This is a genomic window from Amycolatopsis azurea DSM 43854 (assembly GCF_001995215.1).
Classification (GTDB): Bacteria; Actinomycetota; Actinomycetes; order Mycobacteriales; family Pseudonocardiaceae; genus Amycolatopsis; species Amycolatopsis azurea.
This window is the reverse complement of the sequence record NZ_MUXN01000011.1, coordinates 75,357-101,428: the sequence shown is the minus strand read 5'-3', so window position 1 is coordinate 101,428 and position 26,072 is coordinate 75,357. Positions and strand designations below refer to the sequence as shown.

The 26,072-nt window shown below is 69.1% G+C and carries 21 protein-coding genes; 14 read left to right on the top strand and 7 right to left on the bottom strand.

Translation table 11 applies throughout. From position 1 onward, the window contains the following. Positions 1 to 183: 183 nt before the first annotated feature. The 5 genes from B0293_RS15090 to B0293_RS15070 form a co-directional block, all read right to left on the bottom strand. Complete coding sequence (locus B0293_RS15090; protein WP_052014450.1) at positions 184 to 2,214, bottom strand: hypothetical protein; 2,031 nt, start codon at positions 2,212 to 2,214, stop codon at positions 184 to 186. A gap of 33 nt (positions 2,215 to 2,247) precedes the next feature. Then, on the bottom strand, positions 2,248 to 3,489 hold the full coding sequence (locus B0293_RS15085; RefSeq protein ID WP_005157543.1) for an ATP-grasp domain-containing protein: 1,242 nt from the start codon (positions 3,487 to 3,489) through the stop codon (positions 2,248 to 2,250). 111 nt (positions 3,490 to 3,600) lie between these two features. Then, positions 3,601 to 4,503 (bottom strand): EamA family transporter, encoded by a 903-nt coding sequence (locus tag B0293_RS15080; protein WP_052014448.1) that lies wholly within the window; start codon positions 4,501 to 4,503, stop codon positions 3,601 to 3,603. A 40-nt stretch (positions 4,504 to 4,543) separates the two neighbouring features. Further along, the gene (locus B0293_RS15075) at positions 4,544 to 5,368 is read right to left on the bottom strand and encodes an SAM-dependent methyltransferase (RefSeq protein WP_005157539.1); all 825 of its coding nucleotides are present in this window, start codon (positions 5,366 to 5,368) and stop codon (positions 4,544 to 4,546) included. Positions 5,369 to 5,419: 51 nt separating this feature from the next. Continuing rightward, positions 5,420 to 7,162 (bottom strand): cation:proton antiporter, encoded by a 1,743-nt coding sequence (locus B0293_RS15070; RefSeq protein ID WP_245191945.1) that lies wholly within the window; start codon positions 7,160 to 7,162, stop codon positions 5,420 to 5,422. Positions 7,163 to 7,241: 79 nt separating this feature from the next. On the opposite strand from B0293_RS15070, the gene B0293_RS15065 reads away from it, so the two are divergent. From B0293_RS15065 to B0293_RS15045, 5 genes are all read left to right on the top strand, one after another. Continuing rightward, positions 7,242 to 7,616 carry a hypothetical protein gene (locus B0293_RS15065; RefSeq protein WP_039917988.1) on the top strand — a complete coding sequence of 125 codons (375 nt, stop codon included), beginning with the start codon at positions 7,242 to 7,244 and terminating at the stop codon, positions 7,614 to 7,616. Positions 7,617 to 7,738: 122 nt separating this feature from the next. Further along, positions 7,739 to 9,355, top strand: coding sequence for a purine-cytosine permease family protein (locus B0293_RS15060; RefSeq protein WP_005157532.1), 1,617 nt, complete (start codon positions 7,739 to 7,741; stop codon positions 9,353 to 9,355). 127 nt (positions 9,356 to 9,482) lie between these two features. Continuing rightward, positions 9,483 to 10,463, top strand: coding sequence for a hypothetical protein (locus tag B0293_RS15055; RefSeq protein ID WP_005157530.1), 981 nt, complete (start codon positions 9,483 to 9,485; stop codon positions 10,461 to 10,463). Between the two features lie 104 nt (positions 10,464 to 10,567). Further along, positions 10,568 to 10,909 carry a hypothetical protein gene (locus B0293_RS15050; RefSeq protein WP_005157528.1) on the top strand — a complete coding sequence of 114 codons (342 nt, stop codon included), beginning with the start codon at positions 10,568 to 10,570 and terminating at the stop codon, positions 10,907 to 10,909. Positions 10,910 to 11,091: 182 nt separating this feature from the next. Continuing rightward, positions 11,092 to 12,288, top strand: coding sequence for a hypothetical protein (locus B0293_RS15045; RefSeq protein WP_005157526.1), 1,197 nt, complete (start codon positions 11,092 to 11,094; stop codon positions 12,286 to 12,288). A 63-nt stretch (positions 12,289 to 12,351) separates the two neighbouring features. Here B0293_RS15045 and B0293_RS15040 read toward each other — a convergent pair whose 3' ends face one another. Beyond that, on the bottom strand, positions 12,352 to 15,297 hold the full coding sequence (locus tag B0293_RS15040) for an AfsR/SARP family transcriptional regulator (RefSeq protein ID WP_005157523.1): 2,946 nt from the start codon (positions 15,295 to 15,297) through the stop codon (positions 12,352 to 12,354). Between the two features lie 87 nt (positions 15,298 to 15,384). Here B0293_RS15040 and B0293_RS43060 point away from each other — a divergent pair, with 87 nt between their 5' ends. Together B0293_RS43060 and B0293_RS15035 are read left to right on the top strand one after the other, a co-directional pair. Then, positions 15,385 to 15,591 (top strand): hypothetical protein, encoded by a 207-nt coding sequence (locus B0293_RS43060; RefSeq protein ID WP_005157521.1) that lies wholly within the window; start codon positions 15,385 to 15,387, stop codon positions 15,589 to 15,591. A 450-nt stretch (positions 15,592 to 16,041) separates the two neighbouring features. After that, complete coding sequence (locus B0293_RS15035) at positions 16,042 to 17,589, top strand: flavin monoamine oxidase family protein (protein ID WP_280620282.1); 1,548 nt, start codon at positions 16,042 to 16,044, stop codon at positions 17,587 to 17,589. A gap of 77 nt (positions 17,590 to 17,666) precedes the next feature. Here the strand turns inward: B0293_RS15035 and B0293_RS15030 are convergent, their stop codons facing one another. After that, positions 17,667 to 19,004 carry an MFS transporter gene (locus B0293_RS15030; RefSeq protein ID WP_005157516.1) on the bottom strand — a complete coding sequence of 446 codons (1,338 nt, stop codon included), beginning with the start codon at positions 19,002 to 19,004 and terminating at the stop codon, positions 17,667 to 17,669. A gap of 173 nt (positions 19,005 to 19,177) precedes the next feature. Here B0293_RS15030 and B0293_RS15025 point away from each other — a divergent pair, with 173 nt between their 5' ends. Genes B0293_RS15025 through B0293_RS14995 form a run of 7 tightly spaced genes read left to right on the top strand, consistent with a single transcriptional unit; the run spans position 19,178 to position 25,882 of the window. Then, positions 19,178 to 19,663 carry a MarR family winged helix-turn-helix transcriptional regulator gene (locus B0293_RS15025; protein WP_005157514.1) on the top strand — a complete coding sequence of 162 codons (486 nt, stop codon included), beginning with the start codon at positions 19,178 to 19,180 and terminating at the stop codon, positions 19,661 to 19,663. Between the two features lie 58 nt (positions 19,664 to 19,721). Beyond that, positions 19,722 to 20,660, top strand: a complete 939-nt coding sequence (locus B0293_RS15020) for a hydroxymethylglutaryl-CoA lyase (protein WP_005157511.1) — start codon at positions 19,722 to 19,724, stop codon at positions 20,658 to 20,660. Continuing rightward, entirely contained in the window at positions 20,657 to 21,382 is a 726-nt protein-coding gene (locus B0293_RS15015; protein ID WP_005157508.1) for an enoyl-CoA hydratase/isomerase family protein, read from the top strand. The genes B0293_RS15020 and B0293_RS15015 overlap by 4 nt, the downstream gene beginning before the upstream one ends. Next, positions 21,379 to 22,566, top strand: a complete 1,188-nt coding sequence (locus tag B0293_RS15010; protein ID WP_005157505.1) for a CaiB/BaiF CoA transferase family protein — start codon at positions 21,379 to 21,381, stop codon at positions 22,564 to 22,566. The genes B0293_RS15015 and B0293_RS15010 overlap by 4 nt, the downstream gene beginning before the upstream one ends. Beyond that, complete coding sequence (locus B0293_RS15005; protein WP_005157503.1) at positions 22,567 to 23,331, top strand: enoyl-CoA hydratase/isomerase family protein; 765 nt, start codon at positions 22,567 to 22,569, stop codon at positions 23,329 to 23,331. Next, on the top strand, positions 23,331 to 24,932 hold the full coding sequence (locus tag B0293_RS15000) for an AMP-binding protein (protein ID WP_005157498.1): 1,602 nt from the start codon (positions 23,331 to 23,333) through the stop codon (positions 24,930 to 24,932). Before B0293_RS15005 ends, B0293_RS15000 begins: the two co-directional genes overlap by 1 nt. Then, on the top strand, positions 24,929 to 25,882 hold the full coding sequence (locus B0293_RS14995; protein WP_005157494.1) for an NAD(P)H-dependent flavin oxidoreductase: 954 nt from the start codon (positions 24,929 to 24,931) through the stop codon (positions 25,880 to 25,882). Before B0293_RS15000 ends, B0293_RS14995 begins: the two co-directional genes overlap by 4 nt. Positions 25,883 to 26,072 lie beyond the last annotated feature (190 nt).

The following is a 26,072-nucleotide window of genomic DNA, read 5'->3' as shown; positions in this document are numbered from 1 at the left end:
ACAGCCGTGACGCCGCAGGAACCCCAAACACCACAGAAATCCCACACACCTCAGCGGGTGCGCGTGAAGGACCCCTTCACGCGGCTCAGCCGAGGAACGCGACCTTCACAACCCGCCGAAGTACATGAAGGTCCCCTTCCTTGCGCCTGGCGTAAGGAAGGGGACCTTCATGTACAGGACAGCCTAGGTCTGCGGGGTCTTCGACGCCTGGAGTGTGCCGCCCGGCAACCGGTTCGCGCCCCAGCTGCGTTCGATGTAGTCGATGATCCGGGTGACGTCCTCGGCCGGTACCTTTTCCGGCTCCCCGTGTTCGAGCGGGTCGGTGTGGAAGATGTAGAGCCGCGAAGCGAACTGGTCGAACGGCAGCGAGGCTTCGCCGAACCGTTCGCCGTTGCCCGCGGTCGACACCACGACGCCGTCACCCCAGTCCTGTCCGCTGTCGTTGTTCGGGTTGTAGAAGTACACCCGGGTGACGTCCTGCGGGTCGGCGGCGACGCGCAGGATGGTGATCGCGTGCCAGCCGACATAGCGGGCCGCGCTGTCGGTGACGGCGACCCCGGCGGGCTGCGGGTGGATCAGCGGCTGCCCGCCGTTGTAGGCCGGGTGATAGCTGACGTGGAACTGCCGCAGGAAGTTGTCGAGGTCGATCAGGTTCCCGGTCTCGACGTCGACGTTGATCCGGAACCCGCGCGCGGCCCACCAGCCGTGGAACTCGGGGTTGACCCAGCGGTGCGGATCGCCGGGCCGTCCGATGCAGCGGCGCCCCATCTCGGCGTAGATCCGGTCCAGATGCGGCACCACGAGCAGCGACACCGGATCCAGATCCGTCTGCGGGGTGCTCGCGACTCCGCCGGCGCTGTCGTTCGACGAGATCGGCTGGCCTTCGAAATGCATGACGATCTCGTCGTCCCGCGCCGCCCAGACCACGATCTGCAGCAGGTAGTCCGGGTCGTTGTAGGCCCACATCGACAGCGCGCGAGCCGACTGACACGTCGGGTTGTCGCCCTGCCCGACGCCCAGCGGCAGGCCCAGCATCGACAGCACACCCGCGATCAGCCTCGCCTCGGGACCCGGGTCGTCGCCGAACACCGTCGTCAGCCGCTCGCGCGCGGCTTCGGACAGTTCCAGCCCCAGCTGACGCCACAGCGCGGGCACCATCGGCGGCGCGTGGAGGATGCCGCGGTCGAGTAGCAGTGCCAGCCCGTAGATGCACTGGGCGGTCTGCGTGTGCACCGCGACCTCGATCAGCCGGTGGATCAGGTCGCGGTGGCGCAGCAGGCTGTTGCGGCCGGTCTCGGACAGACCGAGCGCCTCCCCGAGCAGGTAGTCGCTCTTGTGCCGCAGGAACCGCAGCAGCTCGGCGTGATACGGCGAGACGAGCCCGGTGTCGTGCATCGCCCTGGCGAACCCGGTGGCCTCGTACTGCAGGCCACCGTCGTCCATCGCCTCCAGCCGGGACCGGAAGACCTCGGTGCCCGGATCCTCCCGGCAGGCCTCCGTGGTGCCGAACAGCGCGCTGATCAGCCTGTCGATGCCCTGCCCCGGCGCATTGCCGAGATCGCCTTCCGGGTCTCCGCGGTAGACGGCGATCCGCGTGATCAGCGACTGCACCTGTTCGACCTGGATCGGCCGCTGCCGCAGGATCCGCCAGATCTCCTCGACCAGCTTGTCCAGCACGCTCTCGTAGCCGATCTCGTCGGCGACGTGCCGGAACAGGTCCCTGATCAGCTGTGCGGTCCGGCCTTGCCGCCGCTCCGCCTCGGTGGGCGGGGCGAACAGCAGTTCCAGGTTCAGCGCGAGCACCTGGGACAAGAACTTGCGGGCTTCTTCGGCGGACAGCGTCGGGTGCTCGTAGTCACCGCGGGCGACGGCGAGCGTGCGCAGCTCGCTGCACGCCTCCATCACCACGGTGTCCGCGTCTCCCGCGTGGAGACCCGGTCCGACCAGCGCCGGGATCAGGATCTCCGGGGTGGCCCAGTCCGTGCCCAGGAACAGGCCCGCCTCCTCCAAGGCCCGCGCCCTGGCCTGGACCGCCGCGGCGCCGCCCGGCTGCATCAGCACCCGCCGCAACGCCTCCAGGATCCGCCGCAGCTTCGTGTGCTTGCCGAAGTCGCGGGTTTCGGCCATCACCTTGATGGCGTCGTCGAGCGACGCCACGCGTTTGTCCAGCGTGGCGGACGCGCCATGAACATCGACGGTCGGTTTCAAAGGCATCCCTCGGGTCGGTCTCCTGCGCGGGGCTGCCCCTCAGACGTAGAAGTCTAGTTCTTCCTGTTGCTTCAGCAGGTCACGCATCCGGTAGGTGTCGTCGCCGAAGAAGTACAGCAGACCCCAGTGTGTACCGAACGCGGTCCGTTTGGTGACCGTCTCCTCCAGCGGCGCCGAAAGATCGTGTGACTCGTAGTAGTCGTGGTCCTCGGTTTCGGGCGGAATCCGCAGCTCACTGACCACGCGACGACGCGGGTAGACCCCGAAGCAGCCCGCGACCCCGCTGGCGTCTTCGACCTCCTGTGGGAAGAACGCGTCGATCTCCTCCTCGGTCGTCTTCGGATCGAAGGCCAGCGCCAGCCCCTGGTAGGCGTTGAACCCGTAGGCCCGCTCCAGCAGCTCGAACACCTTGAACCCCGGCGGCCGGTAGGCGACTTCGCCGAAGTACATCTCGCCGTCGTTGGTGACGAAGTACTCAGGGTGCACGAAGCCGAACTCGATGTCGAAGGTCTTGATCAGCTTTTCGATCTGCGCGGTGATCTGCGGCCGGTACCGCTCCAGCTCCGGAGTGGCGGGCACGAACACCGAGTAGCCCAGCGTGACGTACTCGGAGATGTTCAGGAACTTGATCTTTCCTTTGTGGATCCACGCTTCGACGGCGAATTCCCAGCCGTCGAGATGCGACTCCATCAGTACCGGGAACTCCTCCTCCGGGATCGCGTCGACGTCGTCGGGCGTGCGGACGACGCGGTGCCCGAGGCAGCCCGCCTTGTCGAAGGCCTTGAGATGGATCGGGTCGTTCGGGTCGCCGTCGAGTTTGAGCAGGGTTTGGTTGACACGCTTGAGGAAACGAATCACGTCGTCCCGGTCGTGGGCCTCTTCGAAGATCCCGACCCGGATGCCGCCGAGCTGCGCCCGGCGTTTCATCAGCGATTTGTCCCGCAGCAGCATGGCCTGACCGAACAGGCGCGGATTGTCCAGCAGGACGGCGTTGATCGCCCCCGCCCACTCCACGGTTTCCTCGAACAGCGGGATCGCGACGTCGACGCCTTTGCGTTGCAGCGTCTCGGCGATCTCCAGTGAGCGGTCGTTGAGCCGCTCGAAATTCCATGGCAGGTAAGGAATGTCGTGTTCCACGCAGTACTTCTCGGCCCAGTCCGGTGCGACGACGACATAGCGCCGATCGAACCGGTCCAGTGCCTCGACAGCGTTGAGGCTCCACCCGAGAAGAGCTACGTACCCTTTGTTCGGATCCTTCGTGGCCGCGTCGAGCCGCGTCATAGACCGTTCCTCCGTGTCGGTGTCGTCAGCTCCTCACCAGTTGAAGGGAAGCTTCTTTCAACGCTAAGCGACATCGAGGTGGCCCGCAGATCGCACAGGACGATCTCGGACTCAGCGCGCCCGCAGCTCGAGTGCGACAGCGCCGAGTACCAAGGCCCCACCAGCGAAAGCACCGACCCACAGCGGCTCGTCGAGCACGGTCGCACCGATCGCGGCGCCGACGAGCGGTGTGATGTAGGCGTAAGTGCTGACCAGTGGCGCGGGCGCGGTCTCCAGCAGACGCGTGTAGAGCATGAAGCCGAGCAGGGAATCGAAAACGAGAAGGAAGACCGCTGCTCCTGCCGACGTCCAGCTGACGTCCGCCCATTGCGCCGGATCGAGCTGGCCGAGCGACAGCGCGACCACGACCAGCACCGTTCCACCGGCGAGCAACTGGACCGCGCCGGCGACCACTCGGTCCAGCGGCCTGTCGACGTTCGCCGTCAGAAGACTTCCCGCCGCCCACAGGATCGGCGCGACACAGAACGCCACGACCGCCCAAGGCGCGCCGCCAATCGCACTGCCCGGTGCCGTCAGCACGACGATCACGATGCCGCCGAACCCCGCCACGAGACGGATCCACGACGCGACCGACGCCCGGACCCCGGTCAGGCCGCCGAGCAGCACCACCCACAGCGGAATGGCCGCGGCCAGGATCGCCCCGAGGCTGGCGGTCACCTCCGTCAGCGCCACCGTGGCGAGCCCTTGCCCGCCCACCAGCAGCAACACCCCGGCGATCATCAGGGTCCGCACCTGCCGTCGCGTGGGCCGCGGACGGCCGCGCGCGACACCGGCGAGCACGATCCCCGACAGCAGGAAGACCAACGCCGCCCCGCCGATCGGCGGAATCGTTTCGACCATCAGCTTCATCGCCGGGATCGCCGAACCCCAGCACACGTAAAGCGCGAGCAGCGGGAGGACGGTGCGATCCGCAGGCACGACGGCCTGGTTCCGGGCCCCTCCCCCGCTGATCATCGTTCCTTCATACCGTCTCGCCCGGCGGGCGAAAACTCAATTAGCGGGTGCGCGCAACTCCGGCCAGGCCGCGCGAACGAGGAGCTTCGTCGACGAAGTCCCCGGCGCCGGGGCGCCACTGGGGCAGCCACACCAGACCGGGGTCGACCAGTTCCAGGTCACCGAAGAATTCGGCGACCTGCTCGCGCGACCGCATGATCGCGGTGTGGTTGGTCCGGCGCCCGTACTCCTCGGCCACCCGCTTGCCCGCGTTCTGGGTCTCGACGTCCTCGGGCGCGACGTGGATGTGCGACACCGCCAGGAAACTGCCGGGCGGCAGCATGGCGCGATGGAAGCCGAGCGTGGCGTGCGGATTCTGCTCGTCGGGCATGAAATGCAGCAGGGCCACCAGCAGCAGCCCGATCGGCTGGGTCCGGTCGATCAGGCCGGTGTCCAGCACGCGTTCCCACAGCAGGCCCTGGTCGAAGAAGTCGGCGTCGAGCGCGGCGTGCCGGTTCGGGTCGGCGGTCTGTTCGAGCAGGATCTGCGCGTGCGCGCGGGCGATCGGCTCGTTGTCGATGTAGACGACCCGGCATTCACCCGGGGCCACCTCGTCGGCCACCTCGTGCACGTTGCCCTGCGTCGGCAGGCCGGAGCCGATGTCCACGAACTGCCGGATGCCCTGATCGACCATGAACCGCACCGCGCGCCCGAGGAACGCCCGGTTCGCCCGCGCGAAATCGCGGATCTCCGGCAGCACGGCGAGCTGTTTCTCGGCGAAAGCCTGGTCCACGGCGTAGTTGTGCGTCCCACCGAGCAGGTAGTCGTACACCCGTCCCACCGAGACCTTGTCCACCGCCGCACTCAAGCGCGCGGCCTCGTCCATGCTCATCTCGACCCCAAGATCTTCGCAGGCGGCAAATCAAGTACCCGTACATTACCGGTCCGCCAGTTGTTCGAGGCGCGCCATCTCCACGTCGAGGGAGGTCTGCGCACGGCCCAGCGCCTCCGAGCTGTAGCGGCCGCTCGACCGGGCCCGTTGGAGACTTTCGGACTGCTCGGTGAGGACACGCAACCGCAGCCGCAGGTACTGGAACACGTTTTCGGCGTGTTCGGGCGCCGGGGTCTTCTCCGACCCTTCGGCCGGGATACGGGTGTCGGCGCGTACCCGGTCCAGGACTCGCTCGGTGAACGGCCCGTTGCCCGGGTCTTCCAGGGCCGGGTCGTCCAAAAGGGATCTCGCCGCGTCGGTCAGCTCGGTCATGAGGCGGACGTACTCCGCGCGCGACTTGCCCGGGTCCTCCTCGGGCACGCGTGCCGCGCGGATGACCGCCGGCAGCGTCAAACCCTGAACCAGCAGCGTCGTGGTCGCCACCACGTAGGCGATCAGGATCAGCAGGCCGCGGTCCGGCGTGTCCTGCGGAAGCGTCTGCGCCGCCGCCAGGGTGATCGCGCCGCGCATCCCCGCCCAGCCGAGCACCACGCCGCCACGCCAGCCGAGGGTCTCGGTGAGCCGGAACTCGACGTCGGCGGCGGCACGGTCGAGCCGTTTCCGGAAATGCGCCACCCGCCGCGGTGAAGCCTTGTCCAGGCGTTCGGTGACGGCGGGGTTGGACTCGTCGCCCCGCAACACCGCCTGCGTCGTTTCCAGGCGTGGCTTGAATCGCGCGGCCTTGCGTTGTTCGCGGTACAGGCCCGCGACGAGCGGTCCGACGAAGACGATGCGCGCCAGGATGACGAGTACCGAAGCCGCCAGGCCGATGTAGAGCGCCTGCCAAGCGCTCGAACCGTCCTTGTGCACCTCGTCGACGAGGGTTTTGACGCTGAGCCCCATGAGCAGGAACATCCCGCTCTCCAGCAGGAAGGCCACGGTGCGCCAGTTGACGGTCTCGGCGAGCCGGTCGGTCGCGCGCAGGTGCCGCGGGGCGAGGTGGCCGGTCACCAGGCCGGCGACGACGACGGAGAGGACGCCGGAAGCCCCGGCCTCTTCCGCCGGCAGGTAAGCGATGAACGGGACCACGAAGGAGATGGCGGTGTTGAGCACCGCGTTGCCCAGCAACGCGCGCACCCGGACGTTGACGTAGCCGACCAGGATCCCGATCGCCACCGCCACCACGACCGCGAGGGCGAACTCCCCCACGATTCCCCAGACGGACACGGACCCGGCGACAGCGGCGACGGCGGACCGCAGCAGCACCAGCGCGGAGGCGTCGTTGACGAGCCCTTCGCCTTCGAGCACGGTCAGCAGCCGGGGAGGCAGGCCGAGCCGCCGTCCCACGGACGTCGCCGCGACGGCGTCGGTGGGACTGATGACCGCGCCGAGCGCGAACGCGGCGGGCCAGCCGATGTCCGGCACCAGCCAGTGGAACAGCCAGCCCGCGCCCAGGGTCGAGCCCACCACGAGCAGGACCGCGAGGCCGGTGATCGGCCGGATGTTCCGCCGGAAGTCGACCATCGGCATGTTCACCGCCGCCGAATACAGCAGCGGGGGCAGCACCCCGGCGAGGATCAGCTCCGGTTCGACCTCCGGATGCGGGACGCCCGGCAGGAAACTCAGGCCGATGCCGACCAGCACGAGGCTCAGCGGCGCGGCCAGGTTGAGCCGCTCGGAGAAGGCGGCCACGAGCACGATGCTGATGACACCGAGCACGACGACGAGGGTCAGGTCCACGGGTGACATGACATCACCGGACCGGCGAGTCGGCATCCGGAGCCGAATCTGGTGGACCGGGGCCGGGCGGATGTGATCGGGTGGCGGCGTGAGCTTGACGGTGCACGTGTTCGTGGTCGAAGAGGGCAAGACGCGGCTGCTGGACACTCCGGCGTGCTGCGAAGAACTCGCGGGATTCGAGAGCTGGCGCACCACGGTGTGGGGCTCGGCGGCCGCTCGCGCGCTGGGTGCCCGGTTCTTTCCGGTCCTGGACGGCGGCGACCTCACGGTCATGCCCGCTCAGGTGCCCGATTTCGTCGTGGAGACCAAGCTCCTCCGGGCCAATCTGGACAAGCTGGTCCCCGGGACGGACCCCTCCCACGACCACCAGTGGTACGTGGAAGCGATTTCGTGGCGCTTGGCGAACATCCAGATCGCGGCCGGGCGCGCGCTGGGTGCCGGCGGCGGGGTCATCGTCTGGTGACCCGTGAGCCTGGGGCTTCGTTACACCCCGAAACGGCCGTGTAACCGGCAGCGGTAGCCGCGCGAAACGCGGCGTTCGTACCTTCCTCCCCGCCCCCGTCCCCCTGCGAGGAGAAGACGATCATGGCCGTTGACGAGGTGACCGCCCGCGCGCCCGGGGCGACGAAGGAAACCCTCGAGGATTACACGCTGAGGTTCGCGCCGCGGACCTATCGACGGTGGACCCCCGCGGTGGTCGGAGCCTCCGCCCTCGGCGGGATCGCCTACATGGCGGACTTCTCCATCGGCGCGGGCATCGGTCTCACCCACGGGACCCCGAACGCGCTGCTCGCGATCGGCGTCGCGGCGGTCATCATCTTCCTGACCGGATTCCCGCTGGCCTACTACGCGGCCCGATACAACATCGACCTCGACCTGATCACCCGCGGCTCCGGGTTCGGTTACTACGGGTCGGTCGTCACCAGCGTGATCTTCGCCAGCTTCACGTTCATCTTCTTCGCCCTCGAAGGCTCGATCATGGCGCAGGGCCTGAAATACGCGTTGTCGCTGCCGTTGTGGCTGGGCTATCTCGTGTCCACGCTGGCCATCATCCCGCTGGTGATCTACGGGATGAAGACACTGGCGAAGCTGCAAAGCTGGACGAACCCGTTGTGGCTGCTGCTGATGGTCGGGCCGTTGGCCTTCCTCATCGTCAAGGACCCGGATTCGGTGCGGCGGTGGCTGGCGCACGAGGGGACGAGCGGCTCCGGCCTGAGCACCGCGGCGATCATGCTCGGCGCCGGAGTGTGCCTCTCGCTGATGGGACAGATCGGCGAGCAGGTCGACTACCTGCGGTTCATGCCGCCGCGGACCGCGGAGAACCGGCGTGCCTGGTGGACGTCGATGATCATGGCCGGACCGGGCTGGGTCGTGTTCGGCGCGGTCAAGCAGGCCATCGGCGTGTTCATGGCCGTCTACATCCTCGACGCCGTCGGCACCGCCGCGGCGGTGGAGCCCATCGAGCAGTTCACCGGCGTGTTCACCGAACTCATGCCGCCGTGGCTGGTCGTCCCGCTCGCGCTGGTCCTGGTCGTGCTCAGTCAGGTCAAGATCAACGTCACGAACGCCTATTCCGGTTCCCTCGCCTGGACCAACTCGTTCACCCGCGTCACGAAGCGTTATCCGGGGCGGCTGGTGTTCGTGCTGGTGAACCTGGCGATCGCGCTGATCCTGATGGAAGCGGACATGTTCAGCTTCCTCAACTCCATCCTGAGCTTCTATTCCAACTGCGCGATGGCGTGGGTCGTCACGGTCGCCACCGACATCGCGATCAACAAGTTCGTCCTCGGGCTTTCCCCGAAACAACCGGAATTCCGCCGCGGCATGCTCTACGCGGTCAATCCGGTGGGCGTCGTGTCCTTCCTGGCTTCGTCACTCCTGTCGATCTCCGTCTACTTCGGACTCTTCGGCGAGACCCTGCGACCGTATTCGCCCTTGGTGGCGGTCGGGATCGCGGTCGTGCTCACACCGTCCCTGGCGATCGTCACCCGGGGCCGGTTCTACCTGCGCCGCACCGACGACGGGATCGCCGAACCGCTACTGGACGAAGACGGGAATCCCAGCGGGACCCATTACGACTGCGTGGTCTGCGGGCAGCGCTACGAACGACCAGACATGACCGCGAGCGCGACCGGCGGCACGGTCTGTTCCTTGTGCCTGAGCACCGATCGCGAAGGACTTCACGTCCTTCCTGCCCGATAGGGCGTATTTAAGGGAAATCTTTCGCACGCACGAAATTGCAAGTGGAGCATTAAGTCCCTATTCGATCGCTTCCCGCCGGAGTAGAAAGGTGTCGGGGAAGGGAAGCGATCAAAGGCGAGGTGCAGCCGTGCTCGAAGTCGAACTCGACATCTTCTCAGGTATGCCCAATCCGACCTGGACCCTCTCGGGAAGAGAGGAACAGGAACTCATCGAAAGAATCACGGCCGACCCGGCACAGGTGTCGCCGGCGGTCACACCCGACGAACAGTTCAGCCTCGGTTACCGGGGTCTTCTCGTCCGGCTGGCCAAGACGGACGACGGACCGTGGAACGAACGCGCGTCCGCCTGGGGAACCCCGCTCCCGACCGAATTCCGGATCGGCAGCAAACCCGCGACGGAACCGGCCGCCGAATGGCTCCTGCGGACCTCCGCGGCCTACCCGGACGCGGGAGTCGACGACGAATTGCGCGAAGTCGCGTCGAACGGGGTCGCCTTGCTTCAATCGTCTTTCGACGCGGTCGATCCCGCCGGATTCGTCAGCCGTCACACGGACGGCACCGAAATCGCCGATCTCGAAGGCGAGGGAGCGCATTCGCCCAACGAACCGGGCGAAGTGCACACCGAGGGCGCGACGTGGTGGGACTGCAATTCCAACTACTTCTCCGCGAACGCGGACCTGTTCAACAAACCCGAGAACGTCACCAGGAACAACTGTTACTGCTTCGCCAGCAACCATCTGGCAGGGGTGCGTTTCGCGCTGCCGGGCAGGCGGGGCGGGCGGCCCGCGACCTCGATCACCTGCGGCGGCGTGACCAACGGTCTCTACGCCGACGGCTGGAAGGACGGCTGCCAGACCAACGGCCTCACGATCGTGCTGGTGATCTGGCCGAACCGGGACTACCACTTCTACCGGCTCGTCACCGACGCGCCGTACTGGTGGTGGGGCCACAAACCGGGCGGGACGCCCGCGAAGTACACGGATGACTGCGGCCACAGTATTTACCAGTACAACGGGCGGGGATACGCTCCCAACAACTGCTGTCGCGGGAACTACACCGACTTCTGCGGGTACTTCTACCAGAACAACAGCACAGCCCTCGTCGCCTAGGAGCCGCCATCACCGTGCATTCCGGTCTCCGGTGGATCCTCCTGGCGCTCGTCCTCTGTGCGTGCGGCACGGCACCGACGACGACGTCAGGAGGGACCACCACCGTGGCCGACACCGTCTCCGTCGAGCTCGACATCTTCTCAGGGATGCAGAACCCGGCTTGGACCCTGCGCGACGCCGAAGCCGCCGAGTTCCAGCGGAGACTCGAGTCCTTGCCACGGGCGCCCGGCGGCCGGATCGCGAACGATCTCGGCTATCGCGGCTTCGTCGTGCGCGCGGGTGCGACGACCGCGCTCGTCCAACGCGGGACCGTGCAGGTCACCCGGGACGGCGACGCCCACTTCCGCACCGACACCGGGCGGGAGCTGGAGCGATGGCTGCTGGAGTCCGGGAAACCCTTCGTGGATCCCGGCACCTTCGCGCTCGCGGAGCGCGAGTTCAGCTAGCGACCGGATCTCCGGACGATGAGCACCAGTCCGTGAAGGCCTCCTTGAGGGACCCAGAGTCCCTCAAGGAGGCCTTCACGGACTTTCGCGACGTCTGAGGCCGTCGCCACTGCGATTCCACAACATTCCCGCAGGAGGGCGGATCTAGCTTCCGAGAGGTCTCAACCAATCTCGGAGGAAACATGATCTCGATACGCAGCGGGCGCGGCGCGGGTTTCGCGTCCGGTCCGCCGAACCGGCGCCGGATACTGGTCAGAGCGCTGGCAGGCGTGGCCATGGCCGCGATGGTCGCGCTTTCGGCACCGGGCACGGCCCTCGCCGACGCGGAGCCACTGGGCCCGGACGTCACGTTCAACAGCACACCGGTGATCGACCCGTCGGGGCTGTTCATGCTGTCCCGCGGGCTGGACGGCTCCATCCTGTACAGCCCGGGAACGCCCAGCACCAACGGCTACGGTGACTTCCGGTCCTTCGGCCAGCAGATCATCGGCGACCCGAGCGGCGTGACCGCGCCCGAGGGCGCCCAGATCTTCGCCCGCGACACCGGCAACCAGGCGATCACCAGCCTGGTCGTCTCGTACAACTTCCCGACCCCCTTCCAGGTCATTCCCGGGCTGCTGATCTCCAGCGAGATCACCGCGGTCAAGATCCCGCCTCGCGGCGCCCAGCTGCCGACGATCCGGATCTTCGCCCGCGACAAGGACACCGGCCGGGTCTTCACCAACCTTCTCGTCCAGGGCGCGCCACAGGGCTGGGCCGATCTCGGCCAGTTCGCCACCAGTGAGATTTCGGCGGCGGTCGTCCCTTCCCCGGGCCTCGACATCGGCATCCGGATCGTGGTGCGAGGGGTGGTCAACCGCCTGTTCTCCACGGTCATCAACAACAGCACCGGGGCGATCAGCGGCTGGTCGCAGCTCGGTGACCTGTTCACGACCGGCAACCCGACGCTGGCCAACGAGGGCGCCATGTTCACCTTCCGGGGCAACGAGGTGTTCGCCCGGCAGAACGGCAGCAACGCCGTCTTCACCTGGAACTTCGACAATCCCGGCTGGGTCAACCTGGGCGGCGTCGCCACCAGCGACATCGCCGTCTCGATCGCCAAGGACAACGGGCTCCAGTTCTACGTCCGGGGCACCAACCTCCGGATCTACCTGAACCGGCGTCCACCCGGGTCGACCCGCTTCGGCGGCTACGTCGACCTGGGCGGCACGGCCTTCGGCAACCCCGCCGCCAGTGGCGGAACGGCGACACCCATCCGGACGGTGGCCGACCAGTTCATCGTGCGTGGCACCGACAACCGGATCTACAGCCGGATCCAGACCAACTTCGTCGGCGGCTTCACGAGCTACTTCGCGTTCGGAGGACCACTGCACGGCTGACCCGTACGAGGTCGTGCATCGCCGGATGGCCCGGGCACCGCGGTGCCCGGGCCATCCTTACGCTCAGCCCAGATCCGCCAGTTCCTCACGGATCAGGTCGGTGGACAGCGTGAGGTCCCGGTAGATGGCGGTGGCGCTGTCGTAGTGCCGGTGCGCGGTGGGAAGGTCGCCCGTGTCCACGGCCACCCTGGCGAGGCCGTGGTGGGCGCGGGCCGCCTGTTCCAGCGCGCCGATCCGGACGGCGAGTTCCAGTGCCGTGGTGTGGTTCCGGTGGGCGGACGCGGGGTCGCCGCCGGCGCGGCATGCTTCGCCGAGTCCGTTGAGCGCCCAGGTTTCGCCGTCGCGGTCGCCGCGCGCGACGAACAGGTCGAGGGCGCGGCGGTGGTGTTCGGCCGCCAGGGCGGGATGGCCGCGGAGGGTGTGGGTCCGGCCGAGGCCGTCCATGCTCCAGGCTTCGCTTTCGAGGTGACCGATGGAGCGGAACAGTTCCACGGCTTCGTTGTGCAGGGTGAGGGCGTCGCTCAGGTGGTCGCGGGCGAGGGCGACCTCGGCGAGTCCGAGCTTGGCCCACGCCTGGCCGAAAGGATGGCCTGCCTGCTTGTGCAGCGCCATCGCGTGATCCAGGTTGGCCACCGCGGCTGCGTGACCGATGCGGGCCTGGACGGTGCCGATCCTCGTCAGGACGTGTGCTTGGGCCACCAGGTCGGTGTCGTGGCGGAACAGCGCCAGCGCCCGGGTGTAGTGGTCGATGGCCGGCCGGTAGCGTCCGGCGCGTTCTTCGACCATGCCCACGGCGCCCACGGCCCGGCCCTGCGACGACAGATCGCCGATCCTCTTGAACAGCGTGGCCGCCGCGCTCAGCTGCGCCACGGCCGCGTCGGCGCGGCCTGCCTGGGTATGGACGCAGCCGAGCGCGTGCAGGGCGGTGGCCTCGCCGGCGCGGTCGCCGATGGCGTGGGCGGCGACGCGCGCGTGGTCGTGGATGTAGATGGCGACGGTCTCGTTGCGCCCGTCGAGATAGCGGAACAGCAACCGGGACAACGCCACCGAGCTCTCGGGGCGGCCTTGAGTCGCCGCGTGTGCCGCGAGGGCGGGCATCGTGGCGAGTTCGGCGTCCAGCCAGTCCCGCGCTTCGCCGGCGCCCGGGAACGCGGGCACCGGGCTCGCGGCGGCGGAGACGGTCGGCCTGCGGTGGGCTTCGCCGGGGTAGAGCCGGTCCATCGCCGCGGCGACGGTGGCGAGGTAGTAGGCGTAGACCCGGTCGAGCGCGGAACGCTCGTCGACGTCGCCTGTTTCCGTCGCGTAGGCCTTGAGCAGATCGTGCATGAGGTACCGGTCGACACCGGCCGATTGCACGAGATGCGCGCGGGCGAGGGTGCTCAGCAGGGTTCGGGCCGTCTCGAGCGGTTGCCCGGCGAGCGCGGCCAGCGCGTGGACGTCGAAGGTCGGCGCGGGGTGGTGACCGAGCGAGGCGAAGGCCTCGACGGCCTGGTCACTCAGCTGCCGCAACGACCAGGAGAACACCGCGCGGATGGCGGCGTGCTGGTCGTCCCCGCCGCTCAGCACGTCGAGGGTCCGCTGGGCCGCGCGCAGTTCGTCGGCCAGCCGGGTAAGCGGGACCGCGGGGCGGGACACGGCGAGTTCGGCCGCGAGGCGCAGGGTCAGCGGCAGTCGTACGCACCGTTCGGCGAGCGTGGCGGCAGGCTCGGGTTCGGCGTCCACGCGCGGCCCGACCAGCCGCCTGAGCAACGTGACCGCGTCGGACAGCGGAAGCTGGTCGACGGTGACGCGGTGCGCGCCGTACAGCGCCACGAGACCGGTGAGCGCGTCACGGCTGGTCACCACGACGGCGCAACCACCGGTGCCGGGCAACAGCGGGCGGACCTGGTCGACGGAGGCCGCGTTGTCCAGCACCACCAGTATCCGTCTGCCGTCCAGCTCGGTGCGGAACCGGGCCGCGCGTTCGGTCACCCCGAGCGGGATCTCCGCGCCGCCGGACAGCAACGCCGTCAGGAACGCGCCGAGCGCGTCGTCGGGCGACACCGGCTTCTCCGGCGCGTACCCGCGCAGATCCAGGTACAGCTGCCCGTCCGGGAACCGGTCGCGCACCCGATGCCCCCAGTGCACGACAGTCGCGGTCTTGCCCGCCCCGGCCGTCCCGGTCAGGCAGACGATCAGCGGCCCGTCGCCCACCCGGCCCGCCAGCCGGTCCAGCTCGGCGATCTCGTCCGCCCTGCCGGTGAATTCGGTGACGGCGGCGGGCAGCTGCGCCGGTACCGTCCGCTCCCCCGGCGGAAGATCGTGGCGCAGCACGGCTTCGTACACCGCGGCCAGCTCCGGACCGGGATCGACACCGAGCTCGTCACGCAGCGCCCGGCGGATCCGGTCGTGCACGGCCAGGGCGTCGGCCGTCCGGCCCACCGCGTACAGGGCGCGCATCAGCACCGCCGCGGCGCCCTCGTGCAAGGGATGCTCGTCGAGCAGCTCGGTCAGCCGGATGACCGTGGCGGCCGCCTGACCGGCGCGGATCTCCGCCGCCGCCCAGGCCACCACGGCGGCCTCGTGTTCCTGGCTCAAGGTGCGGCGGGTGCGCTCGGCCCACTCTCCGGCCAGCCCCGCCAACGGCTCGCCGCGCCACAGGCCGAGCGCCTCGGCCAACGCGGCACGGTCCGTGGACTCGTCCCGCACCGCGTTCCGGAACCGGAACACGTCGACCTGATCGGGGCTGATGTCCAGCCGGTACCCGCCGACGTCCCGCACGAGCCACGCGCTCCCCGGATCGGCCTGCTCGAGCATCCGCCGGATCCGCGTTATGTGCGCCTGCAAGGACCGGCGGACCTGTTTGGGCGGCGACTCGCCCCAGACCCGGGTCACCAGTGAGTCGAGCCCGACCGTCCGCCCGGCATCGAGGAGCAGCACCGCCAGAATCTGCTGCTGGCGCGGCTCACCGACCGCGAACGCCTGTCCGCGCGTCCGCACCGTGACCGACCCCAGAACCTGGAAATCCATTACTGCCCCTAGCGCTCCCAAGGGCATCGTAAAGCCGGGAATCGCGCTGCCACAAACACTTTCAGGATGCGGTGAACAAGTGACCTCGTGAGCGGGAGGACGGCGGGAACCGGCTCGGCACCGAACGTCACGCCGCCCGCGCAGGGGCCGCCGCCGGCTCAGGCGGGCCGGTCGTCCCTGGCGACGACCGGTGTCCCGCTACCACCGGCGATGCTCTTCCTCGGCGCGGTACTCGTCATCGTTGGCGCGGCAGTGCTTTACGCCTACCGGAGGCGACGCTCCCACCGGTCGTGAGCGGAAGACAACCCGGTGACCGGACGGACGACTCGCGTGTCTGGATGGACGACACGCGTGTCTAACGGGACGACTCGCTGCGGCTGCCGGGCTCGACGACGAAGGGGCCCTTCCCAGCATGCGACGCGCGGAAAGCTCCCTTCGCCACATCCGACATGCCACATTTACCCGCCCATCAAGAGAACTATCCAAAACACTCACGAGGCCCGACCCATTCCACCGAATTCGTAGCCGCCGGATTACCGGGTTGTTGACGCGAAACAGTCCGGAGTACCGTCGAAGTGGCACTCGGTCTCACGAATGGGACGTGCAAGGGGAATCGGATTCACCGGGGCGCGGTTCACCGCTGCGGGTTTCCGAAATTCGAAGAACACAGACTGGAGGGGCGGTTTTTCGATGACTGGTTCCGACCGAAGACCAGGTTTGCGAAGACGGGATTTTCTTTCGGCGGTGGGGGTCGCCGGCGGCGCGGGCACATTGCTCGCGACCATGGGAGCACTGGGATTGACGCCGGCCGCACAGGCGGATTCACCGTACCGGGCGCCTCGGCGTTCGGATTTCTCGCTTTCCGGACGCAGTTCGGCGAAAGTGGTGATCCTTGGCGGCGGAATAGCCGGTTTGGCCTGTGCTTACGAGCTGGGCAAGGCAGGTTACGACTGTACTGTCCTGGAGGCGAGGGATCGGGTCGGCGGGCGGAATTTCACCGCGCGCGGGGGAACGACGCAGACCGACGTTCGCGGCGACCGGCAGACGGCCCGCTTCAGCGACGACGTCTACATGAATACCGGTCCCGGCCGGATCGCGCAGTGGATGGTCACCCTCGACTACTGTCGCGAACTCGGCGTTCCGATCGAGGTGTTCACCAATACCAATGCCAACGCTTTCATCTACAACGAAGCGGCCGGAATGCGGGAACCGGTTCGCTATCGGACGGCCAAAGCGGATATGTACGGCTACGTCAGTGAACTGCTCGCCAAGGCGACCGACCGGCGCGCGCTGGACGCCGAACTCACCAAGGCGGACAAGGAACGGCTGCTGGATTTCCTGCAGGACTGGGGCGCGATCGGTGGCAAGGCGGGAAGCCGGCGTTACACCGGCACCCCGCGACGCGGTTACTCGGTCGATCCGGGCGCAGGCGATCAGGCGGGCGTACCGCTCGGCCCGGTTCCCTCGCTCTCCAAGACGTTCGCCGACGGTGTCGGCCGGTACTTCTCTTTCGAATTCGACTACGACCAGGCGATGCTGATGTTCCAGCCGGTCGGCGGCATGGACCGGATCCCGATGGCCCTCGCCCGCGAGGTCGGCGGGCACCGCATCCGGCTGCGTCACGTGGTCACCCGGATCACCGGCGGACCGGATGACGTCACCGTCGCCTACCGCGACTCGAACGGCGAGCAGCGCCAGATCACCGCCGACTTCTGCGTCGCGGCCCTGCCGCCGCACATCCTGGCCAGGATCCCGCACAATCTCGGCGCGGACGTGCAGAACGCGCTGCGCGCGTGGCAGGTCGACACGGCCGCGAAGATCGGCCTGGAATACCGCAGCCGGTGGTGGGAGACCGACCATCGGATCTATGGCGGGATCACCGAAACCGATCTGGACGTCGAACACTTCTGGTATCCGTCGCACGGTTTCCACGGCAGGCGCGGAATACTGGTGAACTATTTCTACGACGAACATGCCAGGAAATACGGGGATCTTTCCCCGAGCGAACGGGTGCGGCGGGCGGTGGCGCACGGCGTCAAGATCCACGGCGAGAAGCACCGCACCGAACTGACGAACTCGTTCTCGGTGGCCTGGCATCTCATTCCGCACATCGAAGGCGCCTGGGCCGTTCCCCCGGTCGGCACCCCGGCGTACCGGCTGCTGGGCAAGCCCGCCGGCCGGTTGTACTTCGCCGGTGACTGGCTCAGCCATCTGACCGGCTGGCAGGCGGGCTCGTTCGACTCGGCGCGACTGGTGGTCAGCCACCTGCACGAGCGCGCCCTGTCCCACTGACACCATCCGCAGCATGTCGCGAAAGCCACTTTGCGGACATCAGAGGTCGCGAAAGTGGCTTTCGCGGCACGTCACGGTCACTTTTTCTCCTTGAGATCGGCCGCGCGGACGCCGACGAGGAGGACGACCACCGCGAGCAGCACGATCCCGCCGCTGATCTGCAATCCGAGCGCGAGACTCCCGGTCGCGGACTGGATGAACCCGAGCAGCGACGGCGACGCGGCGGCGGCGAAGGAACCCATCGAGGTCACGACGGCGATACCGGTCGCGGCCGCGCGGTCCGAGAGGTAGATCGACGGGATCGAGTAGAACACCGTCAGCCCCGAGTAGTGCGCCGCCGCCAGGACGGCCAGCAGCACCACGACCGCGAAGACGCTGCCGTGGGAAAAGGAGATCGCGAACATCGCGAGTGCAGCGACGATCCACGCCGTGGCGGCGTGCCAGCGCCGTTCGAGGGTCCGGTCGGAATGCCGCCCCACGATCAGCATGGCGACGATCCCGGCCAGCGGCGGCACGGCCGAGAACAGGCCGAGGTCCAGCACGTCGCCCACCCCGGCGTCGGCGATGATCCTGGGCGCCCAGAAGGAAACCGCGTTCGCGAGGGTGTACGCGCCGCACGCGCACAGCCCGAGGATCCAGACCTTGGGGTCGCTCAGCGCCTCGCGAAGCCCGGCGTGGGTCCGAGTACCGCCCGCGCCTCCCTTCAGGCGCTGGTCGGCGTCCAGGTCGGCGCGGACGGCGGCCTTCTGCGCGGGAGTCAGCCAGCCGACCTGCTCGGGCTCGTCGGCGAGCCAGAACAGCACCACGAGGGCGAGCAGGATCGGCGGGATCCCTTCGACGAGGAACAGCCATTGCCAGTCCGCCAGTCCCCCGACACCGCCGAGGCCGTGCATGATGCCGCCGGAGATCACCGAACCCGCGATCCCGGAGACCGGCACCCCGATGAAGAAGATCGCGGTCATGCGGGTCCGGCGCGCCGACGGGAACCAGCGGGACAGATAGAACAGCGCCCCGGGGAAGAACCCCGCTTCGGCCACACCGAGCAGGAACCTCGCCACGTAGAAGGTGTACTCGTCCTGGACGAACATCGTCGCCACGGTCACGACACCCCAGGAGGCCATGATCCGCACCAGGGACTTCCGCGCGCCGATCCTGGCCATCAGCGCGTTGCTCGGGACCTCGAAGAGGATGAACCCGACGAAGAACACCGTCACGCCGAGGCCGTAGACCGCGGTACCGAAGCCGAGATCGCGTTTGAGGCCCTCCTGCGCGATGCCGATGTTCGTCCGGTCGATGAAGCTGACGACGTAGCAGATCACGAGCAAGGGCATGATCCGCAGCGCGATCGACCGGTAGGTGGCCGGGCGGTCGACCGGCACGGCGGATTGCTCGACGGCGGGGCTGGGATCGGCCACGGTGTTCGACTCCCTTGTCGGCGGCGGGGACTAGGCCGTGTCCTGTAAGCCATGTTCGCGGTCTTCGCGCCCAGGCGGCCCATCGAACAGACTTACAGGACACGACCTAGGCGAGCATGCGCCCAAGTGTTGATACTGTCAACACTTGGGTTTAGTTGAGTAGGATGCCCGGCATGACCGAACGGCCGGACGGACACGAGCTCGTCCCGATCTCCCAGCTGCTCTCCTACCGACTCTCCCGCACGTCGGCCGCCCTGTCGCGTTCGGCGGCGTTGCGCTACCGCCGGGAGTTCGACGTGAGCCTCGGCGAATGGCGGGCCATCGCCCTCATCGCCGCCGACCCGACCCTCACGCTCAACCGGCTGGCCCGCCGGGCAGGCTTGGACAAAGCGCAGATGAGCAGGGTCGTGGCGAAGCTGGTCGAGCGCGGTTTGGTGAACCGGACGGCAGCCTCGGGCCGCACCTCCCGCCTCGCGCTGACCGAGGACGGGCTCACCGTGTACCGCGGCCTCATCGTCGCGGCGAACGAACGCGACGCCGCCTTCCTGGGCCTCCTGACCTCCACCGAGACCGAGATCCTGGAACGCGCCCTGGACAAGCTCGCCGACGCCGCGCTCGTGATCGAACAGGAGGAGCGGGAGCGTGACACGAAACCCTAAGTGTTGACATTATCAACTGTTGGCTAGTAGTTCTGGAGTCACCGGAGGAGGTGACTCGATGACCGACGGGGTCACGATTTGTGAGTGCTTCGCCAGGGACGGACTGCAGCACGAGCCCGCGTTCGTCCCCACCGCGACGAAGGTCGCCCTGCTGGAAGGGTTCGTCCGCGCGGGATTCACCCGCGTCGAAGCGACGAGCTACAGCCACCCGGAGCGCGTCCCGGCGTTCGCCGACGCGAGCGACGTGCTCGCCGCCCTCGGCCGTCGGCCGGGCGTGGCGTTCAAGGCGACGTGCCCCAACCCCCGCGCCGTCACCCGCGCGCTGGCCGACCTCGATCGCGGCGCCGGGGCTCAGGAGCTGAGCCTGCTGGTCTCGGCCAGCGAGAGCCACACCGAACGGAATCTGCGCACCACCCGCGCCGCCCAATGGGAGCGGATCGCCGAGATGATCCGCTTGGCGGGTAAGCGTTTCCGCCTGATCGGCGTGGTGTCGGTCGCGTTCGGCTGCCCGTTCGAAGGCGCCGTCGACCCGGGACGGGTCGCCGAGGACGTCGCGCGGTTCGCCGACCTCGGCGCCGACGCGGTCACCCTGGGCGACACCACCGGTGTGGCGACGCCGAGGACCGTGGCGTCGGTGTTCGAGCGGCTCGGCCGGGACCATCCCGGGCTGCCGTTGATCGCGCACTTCCACAACTCGCGGGGCGCGGGCATCGCCAACGCGGTGGCCGCGCTGGACGCGGGCTGCCGCCATTTCGACAGCGCGATGGGCGGGGTCGGCGGCCACCCGGCGTCGATCGGCTACGGCGCCGGACTGACCGGGAACGTCTGCACGGAAGACCTGGTCGATCTGTTCCACGCGATGGGTGTCCGAACCGGACTGGACCTCGACGCCCTCGCCGAGTCTTCCGCCGCCTGCGAGAAAGCGCTCGGCCGCCCGCTGCACAGCCGGGTCGCGCGAGCCGGTTTCGCCCGCACACAAGGAGAAAGCCGACGATGACCGGAATCCTGCGCACCGAGGATCACGACCGGGTCCGGGTGCTCACCCTCAACCGGCCCGCCAAGCTCAACGCGCTCGACACCGCCCTCACCCGGGCCTTGCGGGACGCGCTCGACGACGCCGACGCCGATCCCGGGGTCCGCGCCGTGGTGCTGACCGGCAACGGCCGCGGCTTCTGTGCGGGCGCGGATCTTTCCGAGTTCTCCGCCCTCACCCCGGAGAACCCCGGCGCCGTGCTGGAGCGAGCGGCGCTGACCGCCGGGCTCCAGACCCGGATGCAGCGGATGAGCACCCCGGTGGTCACCGCGGTCCGCGGCGCGGCGGTCGGCGGCGGCGCCGGCCTCGCGATCGGCGCCGACATGGTCGTCGCGGGCACCGACCTGCGCTTCGGCTACCCCGAACTCCGTCACTCCCTCGTCCCCGCCCTGGTGATGACGGGTCTGGTGCGGCACCTGGGCCGCAAACTCGCCTTCGAGCTGATCAGCACCGGCAGGCTGCTCACCGCGGCCGAGGCGTTCGAACACGGTCTGGTCAACCGGGTCGTCGAGGCGGAGGACGTCCTTCCCGCCGCGCTGGAGATCGCGACCGGCTGGGCGGCGGTGGAACCCCGGGCCCTGAGCGCGGCCAAGGACCTGTTCTACCGGGTGGCCGACCTGCCGACCGACGCCGCCGTGCGGGCAGGCCAGGACGTGAACGCCCTGATGCGGGGGTTCCGCCCGTGACGCCGCCCCTCGAAGGCATCACCGTGCTCGACTTCTCCCGGGTGCTGGCCGCCCCGATGGCGACGCAGATCCTCGGTGAGCTGGGCGCGACGGTGATCAAGGTCGAACGGCCGGGTTCCGGCGACGAGACCCGGGGCTTCGAACCCCGGCTGCCCGCCGGGGAAAGCGCCTACTTCTTCGCCGTCAACCGGGGAAAACGCTCGGTGACCCTCGATCTGAAGAGTCCGCGTGGGCGCGACGCCGCCCGCCGCCTCGCCGCCCGTGCCGACGTCGTCGTGGAGAACTTCCTGCCCGGCACCATGGACCGGCTCGGCCTCGGCTATGAGGACCTGGCCGCGGGCAACGAAGGCCTGGTCTACGTGTCCGCCACCGGATTCGGGCAGACCGGCCCGGACCGCGCCCGCAAGGGTTACGACACCGTCTTCCAGGCGCTGTCCGGGATCATGGCGATGACCGGCGAACCGGACGGCCCGCCGGTCAAGACCGGGGTCCCGGTGGCGGATCTGACCTCGGGGCTCTGGGTGGTCATCGCCGCGCTGACCGGGCTGGCGGGCCGGAGCGCCGCCGGCCGCGGCCGCCACCTGGACGTGTCGATGATGGACGTCCAGCTCAGCCTGCACGCGCTGAACGCCGCCCGGCTGTTCGCCCTCGACGAGGATCCGGCGCGGACCGGCAGCCAGCACCCCGGCCGCGTCCCGTCGGCGGCTTTCGAGGCCTCGGACGGCCGCTGGGTGCACATCAGCTGCAGCGACCAGCACTGGGAGCCGCTGTGCCGGGTGCTCCGCCTCGACGAACTCGGTTCCGATCCCACGCTCCGGCAGAACTCCGGACGGGTGACCCACCGGGACCGGGTGATGAGCGCGCTGCGCGCGGCCATCGGCGCCCGCGAAAGCGGTGGGCTGGTCGCGGAACTGCGTGCGGCCGACGTCCCGGTGGGCGAGGTACGCGGCGTCCGCGACGCGCTGGCCGATCCGCACGCGCGGGCGCGCGGGGTCGTCGGCAGCTTCCCGCATCCCACCGAAGGCACCTTCTCCGCGATCCGCACGCCCCTGCGGGAAACCGGGGCGGAGCCGCAGGATCTGGCGAGCCCGCCGTTGCTGGGCGCCGACACCGAGACCGTGCTCGCCGAGGCGGGCTTCGGCCCGGCCGAGATCGACGCGCTGTGCCGTGAAGGAGTGATCTGAGTGGACGAGCGGATCCGGCTCGACATCACCGCCGGGATCGCGAGGGTGCAGCTGGCTCGCCCCGACGCGCGAAACGCCGTGGACCTGCCCCTGTGTCTTCAGCTGCGCGAGGCGTTCGACGAGATCGACGCCGATGAAGCGGTCCGTGTCGTCCTGCTTTCCGGGCAGGGGCCGGTCTTCTGCGCCGGCGCCGACCTCAAGGAGCGGACCGGCAAGGACGCGTCGTGGGTACGTCGTCGTCGCGCGGCCTCGTTCGCCGCCTACGCCGCGATCGCGGCCTGCCGTCGCCCGGTGGTCGCGCTGGTGCACGGCGCCGTCGTCGGCTCGGGCGGCGAGATCACCCTCGCCGCCGATTTCGCGATCGCGGCCGAGGGCACCACGTTCCGCTTCCCCGAGCCGCACTGGGGCACGATCGGTGCCACCCAGCGGCTGCCGAGGGCGATCGGTCCGCGCCGCGCCAAGGAACTGCTGTTCACCAATCGCCCCGTCGGCGCCGAGAAAGCCCGCGATCTCGGGCTGGTCGTCCGCGTCGTCCCCCAGGCGGAGCTGACGGACGTCGGGGAAGCGACCGCCCAGGACATCGCCAAGGCGCCACCCGGGGCCATCGCGCTGACCAAACGCGCGGTGGATCTCGGCGCCGAAACCGACCTCGACCGCGGCATCCGCATCGAAATGGCCGCGATCGAGCAGAATCTGGGCACGAGCGACTGGCGTGAAGGCGTCGACCGCTTCCGGGCCGCCGCGACTCCCGAGGAGGCAGAGTGATGGACCTGCGCACCGTCTGCCCGCTCACCGCGCACGAGGCGCTGGAGCGCGCCGCGCTGACCGCGCCCGACGTCGAGGCCGTCGTCACCGCCGAGTCCCGCGTCACCTACGGCGAACTCGCCGGGAACGTCACGCGGATCAGGGCCGCGCTCGCCGCACACGGCGTCGGGCGGGGCGACCGCGTCGGCGTCTGCCTCGGCAACGGCCCCGACTGGGTGGCGCTGTTCGTCGCGATCGGGTCGCTCGGCGCGGTCACCGTGCCCGTCAATACCCGGTGCACCGCCGCCGAAGTGCGGTACATGCTCGCCAAGGCGAAGGTTTCCACGCTCTTCATCGCGGACCGCGTGCTGCGTGTCGACTTCATCGCGATGCTGCGCGAGCTGGGTCTCGGTGCCGACGGACGCTGTGCCGCGTTGCCCGAGCTGACCTCCGTGGTGGTGCTGGGCGCCGAGGTGCCGGACGGGGTGACGTCCTGGGCCGCCTTCCTCGCCGCCGCCGGTGACGACGTCCCCGCCACCGCGGAACCGGACGACGTCCTGCTCGTGCAGTACACGTCGGGCACGACGGCCCGGCCGAAAGGCGTGCTCCTCACGCATCGGAGCATGTGCGCCGACGCGTACTTCTCCGGCGCCCGGCTCGGGTTCCGGCCCGCCGACCGGTTCCTCAGCGCCCGCCCGTTCTTTCACGTCGCCGGGAGCACCCTGTCGGTGCTGGCCAGCCTTCAGCACGCCATCACCTTGGTGGCCATGGCCAAATTCGAGGCGGCGGAAGCCTTGCGCCTCCTGGAAGAAGAGCGTTGCACCCATTTTTCGGGCAACGACACCATCGCGATGATGATGCTGAACCATCCCGACCGCGCGGCGCGGGAACTCCACCTGCGCGGCGCCTGGGTCGCGGCGTCGCCGACGGTGATCCGGCGGGTGATAGACGAACTCGGCGCCCGCGAATGCGTCGCGGGATACGGTCTTTCCGAAGCGTCGCCGAACGTCGCGCAGTCCTGTTGGTGGGAACCCGAAGAGCTCCGGGCCTCCGGCGCGATGGCCGTCGAACCCGGGGTGGAGGTCCGCATCCGCGCGCTGGACGGGGATCATGACTGCGCGCCGGGCACGCCGGGCGCGATCCTCGTCCGCGGCTGGAACGTCATGCTGGGCTACCTCGACGACCCCGCGCAGACCGCCGCCGCGATCGACGACGGCGGCTGGCTGTCCACAGGGGACATCGGCCTGCTCGACGACTCCGGCAGGCTCCATTTCATCGGGCGTACCAAGGACATCATCCGCGTCGGCGGCGAGAACGTCGCGCCCGCCGACGTCGAGGACGTCCTGCACAGCCATGCCGCGGTGCGGCAGGCCGCCGTGGTCGGGGTGCCGCACGAGCGGCTGGTGGAGGTCCCGTTCGCGTTCGTCGTGCTGCGTGAACCCGGCGCGGTCACCGAAGCCGAACTCCTGCGCTGGGCGAAGGACAACATGGCGGGTTTCAAGGTGCCGCACCATCTCCGGATCGTCGACGGCTTCGAAGGCATCGGCATGACCGCGAGTTCGAAGGTACGGAAGAACCAGCTCGCGGAGCACGCCCGCGCCCTGCTCGGGTCCGTCCGATGAGGCGGATCCCGACCCCGGTCACCACGCTGCTGGACATCGAGCTGCCGATCGTGCAGGCGGGGATGTCGTGGGCCTCGTCGTGTTCGGCCCTGCCGCTCGCGGTGAGCAACGCGGGCGGGCTCGGCGTCGTCGCCGCCGGGCCGATGCGGCTGCCGGATCTGGCGCGCACCCTCGACGAGATGGCCGACGGCACCGAGTCACCCTGGGCGGTGAACCTGCCGCTGTACCGGGCGGGCGCCGACGAGGTGATCGACCTGCTGATCGAGCGCCGGCCGCCGGTCCTGATCGCGTCGCAGGGCGGCCCGCGGCGCTATCTAGCCCGCTTCCACGACGTCGGGACGACCTGCCTGCACGTGGTCGCCGGGACCGAGCACGCGAAGAAGGCCGTCGACGCCGGTGTCGACGGGCTCGTCGTGGTCGGCGCCGAGGCAGGCGGGCATCCGCCGCCCGGTCTGGTGACGACGCTGATCCTCACCCGCGCCGTCGCCACCGCGGTGCCGGACACCCCGATCGTGGCGTCCGGAGGCCTCGCCGACGGCGCCGGTCTCGCCGCGATGCTCGCGCTCGGCGCGGGCGCCGCCCAGTTCGGCACCCGGTTCCTCGCCAGCACCGAAGCCACCGTCCACCCGGACTACAAGGCCGCCGTGGTCGCCGCCGACGTCGATTCGACGCGCACGGTCGGCCGGGATCTCGGCCTGATCCGCGCGCTGGCCAACGACTTCACCGACCGGATGACCGAACTCGAGAACTCGGCGGCCGACCTCGAACGGCGACGCGAAACGTTCACGGCATCCTCGCTCAGGGACGCCGCGCTCGACGGCGACCTGAAGAACGGGAAGGTCGAAGCGGGTCAGTCGGCCGGGCTGGTGACCGACGTCCTGCCCGCGGCCGACATCGTGCGGCGGATCGTCGAGGAGTACGAGGCCGCGGTCGCGCGGCTGCGGCCCTAGGGGTCGCGTTTTCTCTCTTGAAGTACATGAAGGCCCCCTTCCTTGCGCCTATCGCAAGGAAGGGGGCCTTCATGTACTTCAGCTACCTCGGCAGGGCGTGAAGGTCGAGTTTCCTCGGCTGAGCCGCGTGAAGGGGGCCTTCACGCGGCACCGCTGTGACTACTGATGCACCTGAGGCGAATGTGGCGAT